The sequence below is a fragment of the Affinundibacterium amnicola genome (genome assembly GCF_014284275.1).
GTDB classification, from domain to species: Bacteria; Pseudomonadota; Gammaproteobacteria; order Burkholderiales; family Burkholderiaceae_D; genus Undibacterium; species Undibacterium amnicola.
In genome coordinates this window covers 211,606-229,221 of record NZ_JACOFU010000001.1, presented here as the reverse complement: position 1 = coordinate 229,221, position 17,616 = coordinate 211,606, and the positions used below count along the sequence as shown (strand labels likewise).

18 protein-coding genes are annotated in these 17,616 nt (G+C 46.0%); 11 read left to right on the top strand and 7 right to left on the bottom strand.

Translation table 11 applies throughout. The annotated features are described in order from the left end of the window. Positions 1-7 precede the first annotated feature (7 nt). From H8K33_RS00995 to waaC, 5 genes are all read left to right on the top strand, one after another. On the top strand, positions 8-970 hold the full coding sequence (locus H8K33_RS00995; protein WP_186889122.1) for a UDP-glucose 4-epimerase family protein: 963 nt from the start codon (positions 8-10) through the stop codon (positions 968-970). A 22-nt stretch (positions 971-992) separates the two neighbouring features. Further along, positions 993-1,553: a sugar transferase gene (locus tag H8K33_RS00990; RefSeq protein ID WP_186889121.1), complete on the top strand. Its 561-nt coding sequence runs from the start codon at positions 993-995 to the stop codon at positions 1,551-1,553. Positions 1,554-1,604: 51 nt separating this feature from the next. Continuing rightward, positions 1,605-3,503 carry a polysaccharide biosynthesis protein gene (locus H8K33_RS00985; protein ID WP_343043766.1) on the top strand — a complete coding sequence of 633 codons (1,899 nt, stop codon included), beginning with the start codon at positions 1,605-1,607 and terminating at the stop codon, positions 3,501-3,503. A 101-nt stretch (positions 3,504-3,604) separates the two neighbouring features. Next, a complete protein-coding gene (locus tag H8K33_RS00980) occupies positions 3,605-4,981 on the top strand; it encodes a phosphomannomutase/phosphoglucomutase (protein ID WP_186889120.1) in 1,377 nt (458 codons plus the stop codon). Positions 4,982-5,202: 221 nt separating this feature from the next. After that, positions 5,203-6,192, top strand: coding sequence for a lipopolysaccharide heptosyltransferase I (waaC, locus tag H8K33_RS00975; protein WP_186889119.1), 990 nt, complete (start codon positions 5,203-5,205; stop codon positions 6,190-6,192). Here the strand turns inward: waaC and ftsB are convergent. The 5 genes from ftsB to H8K33_RS00950 form a co-directional block, all read right to left on the bottom strand. Beyond that, on the bottom strand, positions 6,189-6,524 hold the full coding sequence (ftsB, locus tag H8K33_RS00970) for a cell division protein FtsB (RefSeq protein ID WP_186889118.1): 336 nt from the start codon (positions 6,522-6,524) through the stop codon (positions 6,189-6,191). The two genes, waaC and ftsB, sit on opposite strands and share 4 nt — an antisense overlap. Positions 6,525-6,648: 124 nt before the next feature. Continuing rightward, a complete protein-coding gene (eno, locus tag H8K33_RS00965) occupies positions 6,649-7,932 on the bottom strand; it encodes a phosphopyruvate hydratase (protein ID WP_186889117.1) in 1,284 nt (427 codons plus the stop codon). 438 nt (positions 7,933-8,370) lie between these two features. Next, positions 8,371-8,688, bottom strand: coding sequence for a hypothetical protein (locus H8K33_RS00960; protein WP_186889116.1), 318 nt, complete (start codon positions 8,686-8,688; stop codon positions 8,371-8,373). A 75-nt stretch (positions 8,689-8,763) separates the two neighbouring features. Then, positions 8,764-9,618, bottom strand: a complete 855-nt coding sequence (gene kdsA / locus H8K33_RS00955; RefSeq protein ID WP_186889115.1) for a 3-deoxy-8-phosphooctulonate synthase — start codon at positions 9,616-9,618, stop codon at positions 8,764-8,766. Between the two features lie 33 nt (positions 9,619-9,651). Then, entirely contained in the window at positions 9,652-11,289 is a 1,638-nt protein-coding gene (locus H8K33_RS00950; protein WP_186889114.1) for a CTP synthase, read from the bottom strand. Positions 11,290-11,473: 184 nt separating this feature from the next. Here H8K33_RS00950 and H8K33_RS00945 point away from each other — a divergent pair, with 184 nt between their 5' ends. The 3 genes from H8K33_RS00945 (at position 11,474) to H8K33_RS00935 (ending at position 13,789) form a co-directional block, all read left to right on the top strand. After that, positions 11,474-12,100, top strand: a complete 627-nt coding sequence (locus H8K33_RS00945; RefSeq protein WP_186889113.1) for a GNAT family N-acetyltransferase — start codon at positions 11,474-11,476, stop codon at positions 12,098-12,100. Between the two features lie 328 nt (positions 12,101-12,428). Further along, the gene (locus tag H8K33_RS00940; RefSeq protein ID WP_246443213.1) at positions 12,429-13,073 is read left to right on the top strand and encodes an RNA polymerase sigma factor; all 645 of its coding nucleotides are present in this window, start codon (positions 12,429-12,431) and stop codon (positions 13,071-13,073) included. After that, positions 13,070-13,789 carry an anti-sigma factor gene (locus H8K33_RS00935; RefSeq protein WP_186889112.1) on the top strand — a complete coding sequence of 240 codons (720 nt, stop codon included), beginning with the start codon at positions 13,070-13,072 and terminating at the stop codon, positions 13,787-13,789. Before H8K33_RS00940 ends, H8K33_RS00935 begins: the two co-directional genes overlap by 4 nt. Positions 13,790-13,846: 57 nt before the next feature. Here H8K33_RS00935 and H8K33_RS00930 read toward each other — a convergent pair whose 3' ends face one another. After that, on the bottom strand, positions 13,847-14,164 hold the full coding sequence (locus H8K33_RS00930) for a hypothetical protein (protein ID WP_186889111.1): 318 nt from the start codon (positions 14,162-14,164) through the stop codon (positions 13,847-13,849). Between the two features lie 251 nt (positions 14,165-14,415). On the opposite strand from H8K33_RS00930, the gene H8K33_RS00925 reads away from it, so the two are divergent. From H8K33_RS00925 to H8K33_RS00915, 3 genes are all read left to right on the top strand, one after another. Continuing rightward, complete coding sequence (locus tag H8K33_RS00925; RefSeq protein ID WP_390320213.1) at positions 14,416-15,270, top strand: DUF3034 family protein; 855 nt, start codon at positions 14,416-14,418, stop codon at positions 15,268-15,270. Positions 15,271-15,329: 59 nt separating this feature from the next. Further along, positions 15,330-15,821, top strand: a complete 492-nt coding sequence (locus H8K33_RS00920; RefSeq protein WP_186889109.1) for a group I truncated hemoglobin — start codon at positions 15,330-15,332, stop codon at positions 15,819-15,821. Between the two features lie 143 nt (positions 15,822-15,964). Next, positions 15,965-16,564 carry a sigma-70 family RNA polymerase sigma factor gene (locus tag H8K33_RS00915; RefSeq protein WP_186889108.1) on the top strand — a complete coding sequence of 200 codons (600 nt, stop codon included), beginning with the start codon at positions 15,965-15,967 and terminating at the stop codon, positions 16,562-16,564. A 51-nt stretch (positions 16,565-16,615) separates the two neighbouring features. Here the strand turns inward: H8K33_RS00915 and H8K33_RS00910 are convergent, their stop codons facing one another. Further along, positions 16,616-17,599, bottom strand: coding sequence for a lipid A-modifier LpxR family protein (locus H8K33_RS00910; RefSeq protein ID WP_222613237.1), 984 nt, complete (start codon positions 17,597-17,599; stop codon positions 16,616-16,618). Between the last annotated feature and the right edge of the window lie 17 nt (positions 17,600-17,616).

The window sequence follows — 17,616 nt, the reverse complement described above, 5'->3', positions numbered from 1 at the left end:
TCGCAATATGAACAATAAAATTCTTATCACTGGCGCAACAGGCTTTGTTGGATCGCACTTGCTCCAAATGGCATTGGCGCAAAATCGCCAAGTCATTTGTCCAGTGCGAACTCAGAGCTCAGCAACAGACGCATGGGTCAGCCACATTAGCGGCATCGATAGCAAAACTGATTGGCAAGCGCATCTGACAAATGTCAACACTGTCATTCATTGCGCGGCCAGGGTACATGTCATGAACGATACCGCCGCAGACCCACTGCTTGCGTTTCGTGAAGTGAATTTATACGGTAGCCTACGATTAGCAGAGCAAGCCGCCGCCGCCGGAGTGAGTCAATTCATTTATCTAAGCTCAATCAAAGTCAACGGTGAGGTAACACCAGACGGCACTGCATTTACTGAAGATGATGCCCCGCAAGCCAGCGATCCCTATGGCATTTCAAAACAAGAAGCAGAAACTACCTTACTAGAACTTGGTCAGCGCACAGGCATGGCGATCACCATCATCCGTCCACCTTTAGTTTATGGCAAAGGTGTTGCCGCGAATTTCCTCAGCTTATTGATTTGGGTAAAAAAACAAATTCCCCTTCCTCTAGCTAGCATTCACAATCAGCGCAGTTTTGTGTTCGTTAAGAATTTGTGCGATTTCATTTTACATTGCGTGCAAAATCCGCAAGCCTTTAATCAAATCTTTCTCATTTCCGATGGCAAAGATTTATCGACTACAGAATTATTACAAGAAGCAGCAAAGGCATTAGAGGTGCCATCACGCCTGTTGCCCTGCCCTGTTAGCGTAATTAGATTCGGCGCACGCTTGCTTGGTAAAAGCAATATTGCCGATCGTCTCTGCCAATCTTTGCGAGTTGATAGCAGCAAGGCGCGCGAGCAAATGCGATGGATGCCCCCTTACACTGTGCAACAAGGCTTGCGCGAGAGTGCCGCCATGCTGATGTCGAACCACAAGCAACCATAATTTAAAATTGAGAGTTAGCACAATGAAACGATTAGCCGATTTACTACTTGCCTTGATGGCCGCTGTCATATTACTGATCCCATTTATCGTGGTCGCACTGATGGTGCGCCTGACATCAAAAGGACCGATCATTTACTGGTCTGATCGCGTTGGTCGTTACAATCATATTTTCAAAATGCCGAAATTTCGCTCGATGTTGATCGATACGCCTGCAGTGGCAACTCACTTGTTAAGTAATCCCGATCAATATCTGACACCGGTCGGCTCTTTTCTACGCAAATCCAGTTTAGATGAATTACCACAACTGTGGAGTATTCTAAAAGGCGATATGAGTTTTGTCGGCCCCCGCCCTGCCTTATACAATCAAGCTGATTTAATCGCTCTGCGCACTGAAAAACAAGTTCACACCATCGTCCCCGGCTTGACAGGCTGGGCACAGATCAATGGCCGCGATGAATTGCCGATTCCGCAGAAAGTGGAACTCGATGCATATTACTTGCAGCATCAATCGCTGTTACTGGATATCAAAATTTTGTTCCGCACTTTTTTTAAAGTGATTAAGCGTGATGGCGTTACCCATTAAGACTCAATAAGACGCAAGAAGGCACAAACAACTTGAACCAGCCATCCCATCATGATGCAAACCTTAATTAATCTTCCGCGCATCCAAAAGCAAATTATTGCTGGCGTGGTGGATGCGATTTTTTTACCGCTGGCTTTTGTTCTGGCGATTTTTCTGCGCTATGAAACCATCCATATTGAATTAATCAAACATTATGGCTGGTTAATTGCTGCTGTACCTTTGTTCGCCATTCCTATCTTTATTAAAATCGGTTTATACCGCGCAGTGATACGTTACATTGATCATAAGATGGTTAGCGTGGTCGTGATTGGTGTGACGCTGTCGGTATTGGCATTAGCATTTCTGAGTTTTATGTTGCAGTTGACCGCTATCTCACGCGTTGTGTTCGTCACTTACTGGTCAGGCGCGATTCTTTACGTCGGAGCCAGTCGCTTAATCGCACGCACCTACTTAGGTGGCCTGCGACGCAATCCGAACGCGATAAAAATCGCAATCTATGGCGCAGGCACTGCAGGCATGCAATTGGCGAATGCGCTGCGCGCTGGACATGAGCTAGACTGCATCGCCTTCATTGACGACAATCCTACGATGCATGGCTCTTCCATTGCTGGCATCAAGGTGTACGCAGTCGAAGCGATTCCTCAGTTAGTCAAAAATTTTGGGATCAAAGAAGTTTTGCTCGCCTTGCCCAGCGTTTCCAAAGCCAAACAAAAACAAATTCTCGATCATTTAGAGGCTTACAAAGTTCGCGTCAAAGTCACGCCATCAATCAAGAGTTTGATCAACGGCGAACTACGGGTTCAAGATATTCGTGATGTTGAGATTGAAGATTTATTAGGCCGCGATCAAGTTGAACCAGATGAAGCTTTATTGGCGACGTGCATCACTAATAAAAACGTTCTAGTCAGCGGTGCTGGCGGTTCTATCGGCTCTGAATTATGTCGTCAGATTTTGCGCCAAAAACCTAAGAGCCTGATGCTCTTAGAAATGTCGGAATTTTCTCTATATTCGATAGAACAGGAATTGTCTGCGCTAAGAGATCAATTGCAATTGGCCTGCGACATAAAACCTTTCTTGGGATCGATACACGATAGCGCAAAACTAGACAAGATTTTTCGTGGATTTCAAATCGATACGGTATATCACGCAGCCGCTTACAAACACGTGCCGCTGGTCGAACATAATCCCATCGAAGGCATACGCAATAACGTCTTCGGCACCTACAAATTAGCACAAGCGGCAATTGATGCAGGCGTTAAGCAATTCGTTTTGATTTCTACCGATAAAGCTGTACGTCCTACCAATGTGATGGGTGCGACGAAGCGCTTAGCCGAATTAATTTTGCAGGCAAATGCGCGCCGTCAACAAACGACACGATTTTGCATGGTCAGATTTGGCAATGTGCTAGGCTCTTCTGGCTCGGTCGTCCCTTTATTTCGCAAACAAATTATGCAAGGTGGGCCGATTACTTTGACCCATGCCGACATTACGCGTTATTTCATGACGATCCCTGAAGCCGCGCAATTGGTGTTACAAGCCGGAGCTATGGGTCAAGGCGGTGACGTGTTTGTACTCGACATGGGCGAACCTGTACGCATCATTGATTTAGCACGTCGCATGGTGCATTTGTGCGGTTTAGAAGTGAAGTCGGCAGAACATCCAGAAGGCACGATAGAAATCCGTGAAGTTGGTCTGCGTCCGGGTGAAAAACTGTATGAAGAATTACTGATCGGTGACAACGTAGAACGCACCACACATCCACTGATCATGCGCGCCCAAGAAGCCGAATTAGCTTGGGCAGATTTGCAAGCAGCCTTAGAAGAATTAGACCAGGCATGCAGCAATTTCGATTATGAAAAAGTCCGCAGCCTGATACAGCAGTTGGTGGTTGAGTATCAACCTCAGTGTGGTATTGAAGATTTTATTTGGCAGATTAAAGACAAAGCTTAGACGCTGAGGCGCAAAGTACGCAGAGATGCTTATTCAAAAAACTCTGCGCCTCTGTGGCAAAGCTTTAAAAATTAATTCGCATTTTTTAGATAGAAAACATTATGTCCCTACTTTCCAAAAGTATTTTTAAAGCCTACGACATTCGCGGCATCATCGATAAAACCCTAGACGCTGACGTCGCCTATGCGATTGGTCAGGCTTTCGGTAGCGCCGCTTTGGCTAAAGGTGAAAAAACCGTCGTGATTGGACGTGATGGTCGTTTATCTGGACCTTCGCTCACAGCAGCTTTAGCGATGGGCGTGCAGGCCACTGGCGTGAACGTGATTGACCTCGGCGTAGTCGCGACACCCATGGTGTATTTCGGTACCAATGTCTTGGGTGCGACATCTGGCATCATGGTCACTGGCAGCCACAATCCACCTGACTACAATGGTTTCAAAATGGTGTTGGCGGGTGAAGCGATTTATGGCGATACCATACTCGGGTTGTACGACAGAATCGTCGCAAAAGACTTCGCTGTTGGTGACGGAACTTACAGCACCCACGATATCAAAGCCGCCTATCTGGAGCGCATCGTCAGTGACGTCAAACTCACGCGCAAAATCAAGATTGCCGTCGATTGCGGCAATGGCGTTGCTGGTGCATTCGCAGGTGATTTATATCGTGCGATGGGTTGCGAAGTCACAGAACTATTTTGTGAAGTTGATGGCAATTTCCCGAATCATCATCCCGATCCCGCACATCCAGAAAACCTACAAGATCTGATCCGCTGCTTACAAACCAGCGATGCAGAAATTGGCTTAGCGTTTGACGGTGATGGTGACCGCCTCGGTGTGGTGACGAAAGATGGACAAATCATTTACCCAGATCGTCAATTGATGTTGTTTGCCGCTGACGTATTGAGCCGCCATCCAGGTGAACAGATTTTGTATGACGTGAAATGCACACGTCATTTATCGAGCTGGATTAAGAACCATAGTGGCGTTCCATTAATGTGGAAAACTGGTCACTCGCTGGTCAAAGCCAAGTTAAAAGAAACTGGCTCTCCTTTAGGCGGTGAAATGAGTGGACACGTGTTCTTCAAAGACCGCTGGTACGGTTTTGACGACGGTATGTATGCTGGCGCACGCTTGCTAGAAATTCTAAGTAAAGTCGCGGACATGACGGCAACCCTCAATGATTTGCCGCAATCGACCAGCACCCCAGAATTGCAGTTGAAGTTGAATGAAGGCGAAAATTTTGCCATCATCGCTGAGATGCAAAAGAACGCGAATTTCCCGGGCTCGACCGAGATCATTAATATCGATGGCTTACGGGTTGAGTATCCAGATGGTTTCGGTTTAGCGCGTTCATCGAACACAACACCAGTGATTGTGATGCGATTTGAAGCGGAAACGCCAGAAGCTTTGCTGCGAATTCAGACGGCATTGAAAGCAGCGATTTTGGCGGTTAAGCCGGATGCGGTTTTGCCGTATTAAGGACTTGTTATATTCCCTCTCCCGCTAGCGGGAGAGGGTTAGGGTGAGGGGAACTCAGTAAGCCGTTGCGTGTGTTATACGAAGTACAAAGATTACTGAACCGCCGTCAAAGCATGCTTTGACTCCCCTACCCTTCTCCCGCCTGTGGGAGAAGGAAGCAAAACCAAAATTCGCCGTCAGTAAATAGCCTCATTTTTTGTAAATTAAATTTATTCTCCACCGTGAAAATTCTATTGATCCGCGTTTCCTCCCTAGGCGATGTCCTCCACAACATGCCCATGGTCGATGACATCAAAGCCCACTACCCTGACGCACAAATTGATTGGGTGGTAGAGGAAGCCTACGTCAATCTGGTCAACTTACAACCCAAGGTCAACAAGGTTATCGCCTATGCACAAAGACGTTGGCGCAAAAGTTTAGGGAGTAAAAAGACGCGCGCGGAGATTAAACATTTCTACCGCACCTTACGTGAAGAAGCTTACGATTTTATTTTCGATACCCAAGGCTTGCTAAAAACCGGCATCATCATGGGCATGGCTCGCAAAGCACCGAATGGCAAAAAAGTCGGATTAGCCAACGGTACGGAAGGTTCAGGTTATGAAGGCATTTCAAGAATTTTTCATGACTTAAGTATTCCTGTCGACCGCCGCACGCACGCCGTTTTACGTGGACGCTTGGTCGCTGCTGCCGCGCTGAATTATCCAGTCGATACACCCGCCAGTTTTGGTTTACAAAAACTCGATCTACAACCTGAGTGGATGCCCGCTACACCCTACATCGTTTTCTTTCACGGCACGGCAGGCGAATCCAAAAAATGGTCACGCAATAATTGGATAGGAACCGCCCGTGACTTACAGGTCACTGGTTGGCCGATTTTACTACCATGGGGAAGCGAAGCTGAAAGAATAGAAGCTGATGCGATGGCAGAGCATATGAGTAATGCGCGTGTCTTACCTAAGCTGTCTATGCAAGAAGCCACCGTATTGGCACAACGCGCAGCCTTGGTGATAGGCGTCGATACTGGCTTAGTTCACATTGCTGCTGCCTACGAAACGCCAACGATAGAACTTTATTGCGATTCGCCAAAATGGAAGACAGAGGGGAACTGGTCAGAGAAGATCATTAACCTTGGAGATCAAGGAAGGCCGCCTAGTGTTGCGGAAGTCGAGATTGCGTTTGAACAGCTCTTGAGCAAACTAAGTAATGATTAATTTGGCTTAATTACCGGCAATTTATTGTTACTCGCTGAAGGTTTACTGTCCACCTTGCTTCCAGCATCCAAAATCTGCACAAAGATTTCGTCTTTCTTGATCATGCCTAGTTCAAAACGGGCGCGTTCCTCGACGGCTGCCGTGCCATTTTTTAAATCTTGAACTTCAGAATCTAACTTAGCGTTGCGCGCTTTTAGTTCATCGTTTTTCTCATGTGCTGCATTCACCTGTTTATCTAACTCCCAAACGCGCAGCCAGCCGCCCTTGCCTAACCACAGTGGATACTGGATCAGGACTAACAAAGCTAATAAGGCGATGGTAATTAGACGCATGCGATCTTAGGTGAAGGTCAAAAAAAAACAATTTGACTATATTTCATAACGATAAAAAGGGGAAGCTGACTTCCCCTTTTTTACGACATTAATTCACTACATTAACTAACTTCTCTTAATGCGATTACTTCAAATTATAAAACGCATCGCGGCCTGGGTAGCTAGCGATTTCGCCCAAATCTTCTTCGATACGCAAGAGTTGATTGTATTTTGCCATACGGTCAGAACGTGACATAGAACCTGTTTTGATTTGCAAAGCATTCATACCAACGGCGATATCGGCAATCGTGCTGTCTTCAGTTTCGCCAGAACGATGTGAAATCACCGCGGTGTAGCCAGCGCGTTTCGCCATTTCGATTGCGGCGAAAGTTTCTGTCAACGTACCGATTTGATTAATCTTAATCAGAATAGAATTGGCGATACCTTTTTGTATGCCTTCTTTCAAAATCTTGGTGTTTGTCACGAATAAGTCATCACCAACGATCTGTACTTTTTTGCCGAGTTTTTCTGTGAGAATTGCCCAACCTTCCCAATCGCCTTCGGCCATGCCGTCTTCGATAGAGATGATAGGGTATTTGTCGCACCAGGTTGCCAGCAAATTAGTGAAATCTGTAGAGGACAAAGTTAAGCCTTCGCCTTCCAAATGGTACTTGCCATCTTTGTAGAATTCACTCGCTGCGCAATCTAAGCCCAACGCGATTTGTGTGCCTGGCGTGTAGCCAGCTGCTTCAATCGCTTGAATGATCAACTTGATCGCTTCTTCGTGGTTTTCTACCGATGGTGCGAAACCGCCTTCATCACCAACCGCTGTCGTCAAACCTTTGTCGTGCAGGATTTTTTTCAAGCTGTGGAATACTTCTGCGCCGTAACGAATCGCTTCACGGAATGTTGGTGCGCCAACTGGGATGATCATGAATTCTTGCAAATCCAAGTTATTGTCCGCATGTGCGCCACCGTTGATGACGTTCATCATCGGCACTGGCAATTGCATCGCGCCTGAGCCGCCGAAATAACGATACAAAGGCAAACCAGCTTCTTCTGCTGCCGCTTTCGCCACCGCCATTGACACTGCCAACATCGCATTCGCGCCTAAACGTGCTTTGTTTTCTGTACCGTCGAGATCGATCAATGTGCGGTCTAAGAAAGCTTGTTCATTCGCATCCAAACCCATGATCGCTTCAGCGATTTCTGTGTTGATATTTTCACAGGCTTTCAAAACGCCCTTGCCCATGTAACGGGACTTGTCGCCATCGCGCAATTCGATCGCTTCACGGGAACCAGTGGATGCGCCAGAAGGCACAGCCGCACGACCCATCACACCAGATTCCAACAACACATCACATTCCACAGTTGGATTGCCGCGTGAATCAATAATTTCACGACCGATAATATCAACGATAGCACTCATGCAAATTCTCCTAAACAATCAAAATTCAATCAAAACTCAATTAAAATACCAAGGCTCAAAACAGAGCTAGCTCGTGGTGCAGATAATCACAAGTATTCGGATACGAGCTTGTCAAAACGCAGCAAACACTTTGATGTTCTCAAGGGTCTGCGATCACTCTCAGCTTCAATACACACGTGTGGTTTTGAAGCGATTATCTTTTTCCACAATTCACCAAAAAAATTGGTGATAAAAATTCATCGTTCGCTCAAGAGTCATAATTGCACCCTTGAGGTCTTTATCCCCTCCCCTTCAAGGGGAGGGTTAGGGTGGGGATGGGTTTTGGTCGCATGATCATTTTACAGATTAAACGACTGAAACCCATCCCCATCCCAGCCTTCCCCTTGAAGGGGAAGGAGCAAAAGCACAATACCCACCCTACAATTTTGCAACGTATCGTTATGTTTTTGTTTCATGTATGTATTTAAAGGCACTACCTAATTTTTGAGGTAACCAACCTCTTTGTAGCGCCCCTTTTATACAAGCTTCAATATCTTTTGGTGTAACTGGTATCTCGGGATTCCCAATCCAACTATCACACCGCATCCAAGGAAAAGTAATACATAATACCTGTCCAGGCTCCGTCGCCAATTCAACGGCTGCTGTCATATCATTTCCGAATGCGCCTTGGCAATAGGTTGGCTTGCTACGGACGGTCCAGCGATATTCAATTGCGTTGACAACTATTCTTCTTGCCCCTTTTGTTGGTATAGTCATCGCACAATCCAAGACATGACACTAACAATAAAAAAACGCCCCGCAAAACCATTCAGCTCTGCGAGGCATTCAATCTTAATTAAAACTAGATTCTAAAAATCCGTTTTTCTTGACGATACGATCTAAATCTAACAGCGTCGCCAAAAGTTCCTTCATGCGCCCGAGTGGCACCGCATTCGGACCGTCGGACATCGCTTGTGCAGGATTTGGGTGCGTCTCCATGAACAAGCCTGAGATCCCAACCGCGACCGCAGCACGCGCCAACACTGGCACGAATTCACGTTGACCGCCTGATGAGGTACCTTGGCCGCCAGGTAACTGCACTGAATGCGTCGCGTCAAATACGACTGGGCAATTGGTTTCGCGCATGATCGCTAATGAGCGCATATCCGACACCAGATTGTTATAACCGAAAGACACGCCACGTTCGCAAGCCATGAAATTATCTTCTGGCAGACCAGCTTGTTTCGCAGCCAGACGCGCTTTCGCGATCACATTGATCATATCGTGTGGCGCTAAGAACTGACCTTTTTTGATATTCACTGGCTTGCCAGATTGCGCGCAAGCTTGAATGAAATCGGTCTGACGGCACAAGAACGCTGGTGTTTGCAAAACATCGACTACGGCCGAGACTGGTTTGATTTCATCAATCGCGTGGATATCGGTCAAGACGTGGACGTTCAATTGTTTTTTCACGTCAGCCAAAATTTCCAAGCCTTTTTCCATACCCAAGCCACGGAAAGACGTACCAGAAGAACGGTTCGCTTTATCGAACGATGATTTATAGATGAAAGGAATTCCGAGTTCAGTCGTGATTTCTTTCAATGCACCCGCAGTATCCATCGCCATTTGATGCGACTCAATCACGCAAGGGCCAGCGATCAAGAAGAAAGGCTGATCCAGACCAACGTCAAATCCACATAATTTCATGTTGTTTTCCTTTAAGCTAATATCGCTTAATAATTACGCTTGTTGAGCTTGTTTGTGGGCAATCGCTGCTTTGGCAAACGCCGTAAACAGCGGATGTCCATCACGTGGAGTCGATTTAAACTCTGGGTGATATTGCACACCTAAGTAGAATGGATGCACGCTCTTCGGCAGTTCAATAATTTCGCACAAGTCTTCGGTTGGGGTACGTGCTGATACAACCAGACCCGCATCTTCAACGCGCTTCAGATAATGATTATTGGCTTCGTAACGATGACGATGACGCTCAGTCACGACATTGCCATAGATATCAGATGCCAAGGTATTTGGCTGAACAGCACAAGTCTGTGCGCCTAAACGCATAGTGCCGCCGAGGTCAGAATTTTCGTCGCGCAATTCGACTTTGCCGTCATGACTTTGCCATTCATTGATCAAAGCAACCACAGGTTGTTCTGTTTCCAGATCAAATTCTGTCGAGTTCGCCATCGCCAAGCCAGCTTTGTTACGCGCATATTCGATCAAGGCAACTTGCATACCTAAGCAGATACCGAGGTAAGGAATTTTGTTTTCGCGGGCATAACGGGCGGCTAAAATCTTGCCTTCCACGCCGCGCTTACCGAATCCACCAGGGACTAAAATCGCATCGTATTTTTCTAAGGCTTTGGTGCCGTGTGCTTCGATTTCTTCAGAATCAACATACTCGATATTCATCTTGCTTTCAGTATGAATACCGGCATGACGCAATGCTTCCGTCAACGACTTGTACGACTCTGTCAGATCAACATATTTACCAACCATGCCGATGGTGACTTCTTGTTTTGGATTTTCCAAGGCATAGATAAGCTTGTCCCACATAGACAAATCGGCTGGTTTTGGATTCAAGCCCAACTTGTCGCAAATGATCTTGTCTAAGCCTTGATCATGCAACATTTGTGGAATCTTATAAATCGTATCGGCATCCCACACAGAGATCACCGCTTCTTCAACCACATTGGAGAACAAGGAAATTTTTGCGCGTTCATCATCAGGAATACGACGATCAGCACGGCACAATAAAGCATCTGGGAAGATACCAATTTCACGCAATTTTTGTACGCTGTGTTGGGTTGGTTTGGTTTTCAATTCACCAGCAGAAGCTAAGAAAGGAACCAAAGTTAAATGCACAAAAGCAGCGGCATTGCGACCTGCGCGCAGACTTAATTGACGCGCCGCTTCGAGGAAGGGCAAGGATTCGATATCGCCGACCGTGCCGCCGATTTCGACCAAAGCAACGTCAAAACCTGCCGCGCCACGATGGATGTATTCTTGGATTTCGTTAGTGATGTGTGGAATAACCTGAACCGTTTTGCCCAGATATTCACCACGACGTTCTTTACGAATCACGGATTCATAGATCTGACCCGTCGTAAAGTTATTCACTTTTTTCATCTTAGCGGTGATAAAACGCTCATAGTGACCTAAATCCAAATCAGTCTCAGCGCCGTCATCTGTGACGAATACTTCACCATGTTGGAATGGACTCATAGTTCCCGGATCCACATTGATGTAGGGATCGAGTTTGAGCATAGTAACTTTGAGACCGCGCGATTCAAGAATAGCAGCGAGTGAGGCAGCAGCGATGCCTTTGCCTAGAGAGGAGACGACGCCCCCAGTAACGAATACGAACTTAGTCATTGCAGAAGGTGCCCAACGGCACAAGCGGGAAATTCGAATTATACCTCATGATGCCTGTGGGCGCACGCCAAGGACAAGATTTTTTGCGCTAGTGGCTAAGACAAAATAGTGCTAAATTTCATTTATTCAATTATGGTAAATGTCCCCAAAAACCCCAGAGAATGTCATTATTTACAATAACATTATGAGCAATAATAAAGTCAACTATAGTCAGTCAATTCTGGCTTCTCTACCAAGCTCGGCGGGCTTAAATATCAAATCAAACAATCCGTTCACTGCACACCCACTTCCCAGATTAGACTCAAGTGAATTTCATTTAAGATCGATTCGCGCTGAAGATCTAAGCACATGGTTTAACTATCTCACGTTACCTCAAGTGATGGAACATAGCAGCTGGCAACTCAAATCCCCTGAAGATTTACAACAATTTATCCAAATTCAAGATTGGTCGCAGGCTCAAGCCCAAATCAAATTTGCTATTGTCAACAGCCAAGACCAACTCGCTGGCACAATTGGATTTCACACTTATTCGAACCTCCATTTGAGCGCTGAAATCGCCTATGATTTATCACCTGCTTTTTGGGGACAAGGCATCATCAGTAATGCCTGCCAAGCGTTAACTAAATGGGCACACCAAGAAATAGGACTAGTACGGGTTCAAGCATGCGTACTTGATATTAATTTGCGTTCATTACAAGTTCTACAGCGATGCGATTTTGAACGCGAAGGTCTGCTACGACAATACAAACATATTCGTGGACAGGCACGCGACTATTGGATGCTCAGTCATATTCAATCCACCAACAATTAAATTGACCCGCTTTTGCACCGACATGAAACAGGCAAAGCGGATTAAAACTGTGCAGAATCAAATTGATGGGCGCCCTATCTTCAGACCAATTTGCAGGATTCTGAAGAATTTTGCATCCGATTCACATCAGCAATCGTATAAGTTGTAAGCATCAGAAAGAAATTCTAGAACTTACGCAAAAACGTCTCGGCGTTCTTGTTGCTGCCTCGTCGTGCTTGCGCGCTGTCTTCGCTGGTTCCCCTAGCTGACACAATTTTGCGCAAGTTCTACATTAGAAAGAAACCAAGTTTAGCCAACACAAACAACTTTCTTCACAAAAGGATACCCCTTGTCAAACCTACATTCAAAGACCGTGGCATCCGATCCAGCACATTTACATTTGTGCCTGATCGCAGTCGCCAAACAGGATGCAAAGGCATTCAAAGACTTATATCAGTCTTGCTCGCCAAAACTATTTAGCTTTATTTTGCGAATATTACAAAATCGAGAGCTAGCGGAAGAAGTTCTGCAAGAAAGTTTCGTCAATATTTGGAATAACGCAGCGAGCTATCAAAGCAGTTTGGCCTCACCGATGACATGGATGACGACGATCGTGCGTAATCGTGCCTTCGACTTACTGCGAAAACTCAATAATGGTCAACACTTAAATGTCAGCTATGACACAGATCAGTTTGAGGCAGAAGTCTGGCAGGCAATGGAAAGTCCAGATGCAACGCCAGCTCAAGCATTAGAACTCAGTCAGGATGCAGCGTCGCTAGCACGCTGTATGACAAAATTAGAAGGGCTACATAGACAAGCAATGAGCCTAGCTTACTTTCATGATTTATCCCATAGCGAGGTCGCGGAGCAAATGCAGCTACCGATGGGGACGGTAAAAACTTGGATACGACGCGGATTAGAGAAGCTTCGTCTCTGCCTGAATACCCATAACGCTAATCATGCCAACAATGCTGGTGCTGGGGTCAAGCTATGAATCTCCAACACAATAAGCGCCTGCAACACAAACTGGCAGCCGAATATGTACTCGGCACTTTACGTGGTGGCGCACGTCGCCGCTTTCAAAGTTGGCTGAGCAATGACCCACACTTACAACAAGTTGTCAGAGAATGGGAGCAACACCTGATGCCTATGATGGAATTTAGTCGCAAACAAGTGCCGCAAGCACAAGTCTGGCGCAATATCGAACAGCAACTCAAGTTAGGCGCAACGCAAGGAAAGAATGCGCTATTTGATTTTGTGGAATCACTCAATTTCTGGCGCAGTTTTAGCGTCATCGCCAGCACTGCCCTGATATTGCTCGCGGTTTTTGTCATCAAGCCATTAGAACCCGACGTCGCACCTGATTTATATGTTGCAACACTATCTGATGAGCAGGCTCGCCCTATCGCAGTGATCTCTAGTGATGTCAAACATCATCAAATTTTGCTTCGCTTCGTTGACAAGCCAACACTGGCAGCAGATAAAAGCTTAGAACTGTGGTCTATTTCCAAAGACGGCAAAGTGCGCTCGCTCGGTGTGATTAGCGACACTGCAGATAAAAATGTATTGCGTATCACCTTACCGGCAGAAATCAATAGCGATACACCGCAATTACTCGCCATCAGTTTAGAACCCAAAGGTGGTTCGGGTAATCCAGAAAAACCTAGTGGTCCAATTCTATTTAAAGGTAACTGGCTCAAGACAGGCTAAACCATTTCTAACTAAGTGAGCACCAAGCCATCCGTGCCGAATAGCGTGGATGGCTTCTTAGGGCGTGTTGACATAATATTTTGGCAATGCGTTCTTGGAAAACCGCGGGATGGCAAGGCGCATCTCACCGCTGCGGCTGGCCGCCACAGCAAGAGATGCAACGCAGTCCATCGTGCGGTTTGCCAAGAACCCTTCGGGAATGGCCGAAATGGACACATGGCGTTGTTGCAAGTCGCTTACAGTACTCGCACTGCGGCGCGCCTTGACGGTGAAGTCAGGGTTTCGAGCAGCATGCTGCTCGCTGACGCAACGAAGCATCTTTGTAAAGATGCTTTCCTTCAGCGATAGCCTAGCCCTGTGTCCATTTCGACTCATTCGCATGCCAAAATATTATGTCAACACGCCCTAGTAGCCAAAGTCAAGAAAACAAACGCTCAAGAATATTTTTAAAAATATTTTAAAAATCTTGAATCCAGTCGCCGCTCCCCTGCGTATAAGTCAATAGCAGTCGCTTGAAACACAACTTTGTGCTCAGTAAGACTCGTCAATCAAACATTCAGGGAGTTAATATGATCAGGCTCAAACCTCACCCAGCAATCAAACTTATCGCCATCGCGAGTATAGGCATGTCCGCAGCGACCGCGCAGGCACAAGATTCACGCTTACCGGACATGGGCAAGCTCACCGCGACGGGAGGCGTCAGTCAGGTGGAAGGTGCTGGCGGTGGCGGTTTAACGCCATGGGCTTTGATCACCGGTTATGGAACTCGCGATAGCTACGGAGCAAACGCGCATTACACGCAAGTCAATACACAAGATTATCGTCTGAAGACTTATGGTGTCGCAGTAGGCATCGCTGATCGTGTCGAATTCTCATTGGCACAACAAGAATTTACTGGCAGTCTGGCACCGCTAGATGCACTCAATCTAAAACAAGACATTTTCGGCATCAAAGTCAAACTCGCTGGTGATGCGGTATATGACCAAGCTGGCTGGATGCCACAAATTGCCGCGGGTCTGCAATACAAACGCGATGCCACAATTGGCGGCCTTGGTGCGTTGGGGATTACGAATGTCAAACAACTCGGTGCCAAAGATGATCACGGCGTTGATTACTATGTCTCCGCTACCAAAATTTATCTGGCACAAAGCTTACTGGTCAATGGAACCGTGCGGATGACCAAGGCAAATCAAATGGGATTACTTGGTTTTGGTGGTGATAAAAAAGATCAATACCAAGCGCAACTCGAGGGCTCTATCGCTTATCTGATTAACCGAAAGTTAGTTGTCGGTGCCGAATATCGGATGAAACCTCGTAATCTTGGCGTAGACAATGAGAAAGATTTTTCAGATGTCTTTATTGCGTATTTCCCCAGTAAGAATTTTTCAGTCACTGCTGCCTACGTTCAGCTAGGTGACATCACGATTTTCAATCCCAAAAAACAACGCGGTTGGTATCTGTCCATGCAAGCAGGTTTCTAAGCTGCATTGACGAAAATTTCAGGATCACATCCCATCACTTTTTTTGAAAGAACACCATCATGAACAACACATTTGCAAATACCGGCAAAAATAGTTTGCATAACACACTGAGCCACACATTTCTTCAGTTCATTGGCATCGCTTTAATCGCAATTTGCACTAGCTTTGCTGCGCAGGCGCAAAGTATGGAAAAAGATGACAGTATTTATCAAGGCCTAGGTAAGACCGAAGGCATTACCAAAATCGTCAATGACTTTGTACCTTTGATTTTGGCGGATAGCCGTATTAGCGCCTTTTTCTCCAAAATGAAGAAAGATGAATTTAGTGCCTTATTGGTCGCGCAGTTTTGCGAATTGGCGGGCGGTCCATGTCAATACAAAGGCAAAGATATGTACGAAGCACATCAGGGCATGAGTATTAGCAATGCGCACTTTAATGCACTGGCAGAAGACTTACAAATTGCCATGGAAATGAATCAAGTTCCGTCTTCGGTAGCCAATAAATTGGTCGCCAAACTCGCGCCTATGCAGCGTCCCATCGTCAGCAAATAAGCATCTGCAAATGGATTTAACGACGATATCTGAGCGATATTAGAAAATTACCTCGCCAGTATCGTCGTGAATTCAATCGCACATCTTATTTGACGAAAATAACAAGTCAATGCCTACAGAGACATTCAAAACGAAATGCTATTATGGCCATCAGCCTACATTTATACGATCAACTAAGCGCTTTACGGCCGCAACTCTTGCGCTTCACAAAACAACGCATTTATGACGACGCGATTGCCGAAGATGTCGTACAAGAATCTTTACTTGCCGTGCTAGAAGCACCCGAACGTTTCGCCGGAAAATCTTCGTTGGCGACTTACGTCATCGGTATCCTGAAATTCAAAATCATTGACAGTTTTCGACGCACAAAACACGCACAGAATCGACAAGCAGAATTTAGTTTTGACACAACTTGTAGTATCGAAGTATCACACCATCGAGTTGATGATCGTTATGGCATTCATCGAAGTAGTTTGTGCGAAGAATTTGATCCAATGACAGCGTTAGAACAAAAGAATTTCTTTACTCAACTAGAACAGGCACTGGGATCCTTACCAAGCAAAAATGCGCGTGCGTTCACGCTCGCGGATTGTCTGGAAGTTGATAGTACAGAAATTTGTGAAGAGCTTGGCATGAGTAAAAATCACATGATGGTGACACTGCATCGGGCACGTCATGCTTTAAGAAAAGCGCCAGGACTAAAAAATTATAGCCCAGTAGTAGAGTGTCATTCCTTGTCGTGACAGCAGCACAGCCAAATTTGCTAAGTCAGTCAATTCAGCCACGACTTAAGCTCATTGCAGCGCATAAATGAGCTGAATTTTTGCAAAATTTTGCGCTGCTTTTGCGTTTGACAGTTGTTTAATTTCACTACCACGGCGTATGATCGATGCATAAAATCCCCAGACATCGCCGCGATACTGATAACCAAGTTCCACTTCTGGAATGACGCGCCTTGGATGCATTGCAAGTGTTTGCTGATTAAAATACCCGCCTTGCAAAGTAGCGTTATAGGCATTCGCTCTGAGTTCAGCACGAGCAAACACAAAACTAGCCTGATCTTCTCGTCGCGCATTCAAACTACCATAGCGCCACAACAGTTCTGTTCTCGCATCAGTGAAAATATTTCCTGCTCTAACTTTAAACCGACTGCCGAGATCCATGTTTTGCGTGAATTTCCAAGGCGCTGGCGCGAATTCAGCATTTAACACTAGTCCCCACTCTTGCTGCAACTGCGTGCTCCAAGCTTGTGGCAGAGGTTGATTTAAGGCTTGGTGTAAATTTGTTTGCGTCCATTCGCCACCAGCGCATGGGCCAAGACATCCTAAATCCAAACCTAAGCGCAGACCACTACCATCACTATATTGCACCTCACGATAGACGCCACTATAAATCCAGCCCGCATAGGGATGATCAACCGGACTGATCTGTTCTGGCTTCAATTTAATATCAGACGCAGTATATAAATCTTGTCCGAAATGCCAACCATAACTAATCGATTGCGTCGGCAAACGTAGTGTTTTACGGATGATCAGATGATTGCCGCTGGTATAGAAACCATCATCTTTATTCATGAGCAAACTATCGTTATCGATGTCCAAGATTACTTGTGTGCGGCCTTGGGCTTGTACTTGCTGATACTCGGAGGAAGATGGTAACCATGAACCACCTAATTCTTTGGTGAGCTTATCCTGCGCCACACTGTTGCCACTTAACAGAAGCGGCATAAGCACGAAAGAGGATGTTAAAACCAAGGATGAATAGATTGATGCGCGCATAGTTAACTCAAAGTAGC